Source organism: Pseudonocardia terrae (assembly GCF_021343995.1).
GTDB classification, from domain to species: domain Bacteria; phylum Actinomycetota; class Actinomycetes; order Mycobacteriales; family Pseudonocardiaceae; genus Pseudonocardia; species Pseudonocardia terrae.
In genome coordinates, this window is the sequence record NZ_JAJTTE010000128.1 from 1 (window position 1) to 3313 (window position 3313).

Consider the following 3313-nt stretch of genomic DNA (forward strand, 5'->3'; position numbering starts at 1 on the left):
ACCTATCGTTCTCTCACCGTCCGCGAGCGCCCACTACTCGCGGATACGGGTCAGAACGCTGCTGTTCTTCTTCACCACAACGAGCCGCGCGTCGGCCGGCATGAGATTCTCGGGGTCGTAGAACGGCTTCGACCGGTCGCGGTGGTGAAACTGCATGCGGCTCAGTCCCTGCTTGAGCCGCTTGTAGTCGTCGTGCAGGAGCGTCATCCGCTCGATACCGGGATAGCCTCGGGCAAGGAAGTCATCGCCGTGGCTGACGAAGTTGTCGGCCAGCCAGTCGCCGTCGTCGGCGTAGTCAAACTCCTCGGCGGCCTCGCCGTCGACGAGGCCGCGGGTAAGGTTCTCGCGGCCGACGAGTTCGCGGTCCAAGCGTCGCTGTGTCTGCGAGCGCAGCAGCTCGATGGTGCCCGTCATGACGATGACCAAGCGGTACCCGGCGTCGATGGCCTTTGCGATCACGCCGGTGAAGTTCGCCGTCTTACCGCTCTGGACATAGCCAACGACGAGACCCTTGGACTGGTAGCTGTCGTCGGACGTGGGGTCGGAGATCCGTTGGACAACGTCGGTCGTCGCCTTGTCCAGCGCTGCCACCGACTCCGCCGGCCATCGGCGCTGATCGAGGAGGTACGCCTGGTAGTGAGGCCAGTAGAAGGCTGAGCGGGCCTGGCGCTCCTCCGTGTACCAGGGCTTCCAGCGGGTGCTGATCACGGTCGTGCGCATTGTGGCGACGGCTGCGATGACGTCGAGGCGTGCCGCTGCCTCCGGGGTAAGGCGCAGAAGCCGATAGACCAACGCACGGCGCTCGGTCGTCGGAGGTGACGTTGGGTTCTGCGGGTCGTCCCAGAGCGGCTTCTCCTCAAAGTCCCAGTCGGCGAGCGCCAGGGCGAGTTGACGCACCGCATGGCTGTCCTGCTGGTTGTGCGCGTCGAGCAGCCTGCACACGTCGTCGTCGTTGACCTCGGCGTCATCGTCGCGGTGAACGTTGATCTGCTTCAGCAACCTCGCGGGTCCCCGAACCCGCAAGCTGGCCACCGCAGCCACCAGATCCTGTTCCCAGTCCGCGGATGGGGTCGCCATCTCAGTTGTCTCCTTCGACGAAAAGGGACGCGGGCGCTGGCGGAGTTCCCTTCGCCAGCGACGTGACATCGATCGTGTAGCTGGCGTCGACTATGAGTTCCGGCCTCGAGCACCCGAGGTCTATCGTCCGCCGGCTCAGAGCCGGGAATCCTGCATCGACGACGTAGGACGCCGGGACAGTTCGAAGCGTCAGCCAGTCTCGATAGCGGGGACGGTCACGTTCACGCCAGCCGGCCAAGACGAGCGCCGATTCCAGCTCCGCTGCCGCAGGCCCGGCCGCCGACACGACGTCGCCGACGAGGTCGCCGAGGGTCCGCCCGGGTGGTCCGCCGGCTGAGGTCAGCTGTATGGACACGAACCACAGCGCGGTGCCGGGGTTCGGCACGAGTTGCTCCAGACCGCCGATCCTGTGGCGCCGCTTCTCGGTTGTCGTAGTTTTGACCTCAAAAGACACGTCAGGGAGCACGAAGTCGTGCTCGCTCCGCCCGAAGCCTCGCCACGCGCCCACAGCGGTGCTCGCTGGCAGCTGCTGCAAGCTCGCCTCAAGGAACAGGAGTTCTCCGTAGAGGCCGATCTGACGTTCACGGCTGAGGCCGGTCGCACGGGCCAAGAGTTCTTCGAACGTCGTCAAGGCTGCCCGCACCGCGCTTGCGAACGGCAGATGATTCTGCTGGATCATGTCCGCCACATCGCTCAGCAGCAGGTACGCCTCATGCCCGTGATCTCGGTATATGACGGTGAGCTCGCTCCATATTGACCCGCTGTCCGCGACGAGGCGGGCGTCGACGTTCTCGAAGTCCACAAGATCGATCCGGCCGCCGTCATGAGGGGTACGTAGCGACATGCTTAGCCGTGAGGGGTCGAAGATGATCCGGCAGATCGGGTTACCCGGGACGACGATGGACGCCGCAGCGGATGTCGCCAGGTACTCCGCTAAGGCGGCGCGGGACAAATGGCGGGCAGCTGCCGGTGAGTTCATCGTTCGCCGCCCGCCGTCCTGTATTCGTACTCGGTCTGCACCGCTGCGCCAAGTACCGAGTCCCACATGTCGATGAGATCTCTGTCCTTCGATCCCCAGTACTGGCCCGTGAAGTGCTCCTGCGTCATGAGGAAGACGAGCGTCTTGAGCAGCGGTGCGTCGCTCAACCCGGTCTTGCCACCGGTGAGCATCTCGCGGTAGTTCTGATTCAAGAAGATAACGCGCTCTTCGCGGTCTAGTTCGAGGAATTTGTCACGCGGCATCCGCCTCCATCGAATTTCCACAGGCCCTTCGTGCTCACGGAGGGGAATCTCCGCACGAATGATCCGTCGAACCTCTTCGTGCAGGCCTTTCGAAGGCTTGGCGATAGGGCGGCGCGCATGCTTTCGCTTGCGCGACTCTACGAGCACCGCCTCGGCCCGGGCCACGTAGTCGCCGAATGAGACAGCCTTTGCGCCGCCTGTCGTAGCTGCGGTGATCGCAGCGCTGAGCTCGTGCCGGAAGGCGATCCCACTTTTCTCAGGGTTCATCCGCACCAGTGTGCTCAAGGACTCGAAGTCGTCGATCACCACACGCGCCAGCGCCCGATTCCTATCGGCGGAGATCACGTCATTCCAACCGCCGACCTGCAGAAGGCGGTCGCTGCGATAAATGTAGAACCCTTGAGACTCCGCGCCGTCGCGGCCGTACAACCGAAAGGATGGGCCACTTGATTTCGGCGGCACGATATGGCAGTCGAGAGAGATCCTGACGTCACCGATCGTAGCGATGAGCGCTTTCGGATAGGTCGTCACAGCCGAAGCAGAGAACCCGAAGGGGTCGATGGCGACCACGGTCTCGGGCGCACCGGATTCACCCGACGTCTCGTCATACACCTCGATGTCGATGCTGACTCGTCCGCCAGCGAGCAAGCGATGGTAAATGACTCCGAGATGCATCCGCAGGAGGGTCCTCGACCTTTCCATCCATTCTTCGACGCCGACACCAGTCGCCCGCGGGAAGTGAGTATCGGACCATCGGACGACCGTTCCCGTGACGGCGTCGAGGAGGGCTAGGTGGTCGGCAAGTTCTCCCGCGACCCGATTCGGGTCTAGAACGTCGCAGCTGTAATCACGCTCGACGTCAGCCTTGACGAGACGCCGTCCATGACATTCCCCCGGCCGCGGCGACGTCGCCACTGTCAGAACGTCGGCATGGCTGAACCTGGATCCACCGGTGAAGCGCGCTGATTCGGGCGAGTCGTGACACACGAATGCC

3 protein-coding genes are annotated in these 3313 nt (G+C 63.7%); all 3 read right to left on the bottom strand.

What is annotated here, in order from left to right; translation table 11 throughout:
- Positions 1-33: 33 nt before the first annotated feature.
- Positions 34-1077 carry a hypothetical protein gene (locus LWC33_RS34435; RefSeq protein WP_233308900.1) on the bottom strand — a complete coding sequence of 348 codons (1044 nt, stop codon included), beginning with the start codon at positions 1075-1077 and terminating at the stop codon, positions 34-36.
- A 1-nt stretch (position 1078) separates the two neighbouring features.
- Complete coding sequence (locus LWC33_RS34440) at positions 1079-2056, bottom strand: PD-(D/E)XK motif protein (protein WP_233308901.1); 978 nt, start codon at positions 2054-2056, stop codon at positions 1079-1081.
- On the bottom strand, positions 2053-3313 hold a 1261-nt coding region (locus LWC33_RS34445; RefSeq protein WP_233308902.1), incomplete at its 5' end, for a hypothetical protein. The genes LWC33_RS34445 and LWC33_RS34440, both read right to left, overlap by 4 nt.

Excerpts from the sequence above, each read along its gene's own strand:
- LWC33_RS34435 (WP_233308900.1), bottom strand. The coding sequence starts at position 1,077 with ATGGCGACCCCATCCGCGGACTGGGAACAGGATCTGGTGGCTGCGGTG.
- LWC33_RS34440 (WP_233308901.1), bottom strand. The coding sequence starts at position 2,056 with ATGAACTCACCGGCAGCTGCCCGCCATTTGTCCCGCGCCGCCTTAGCG.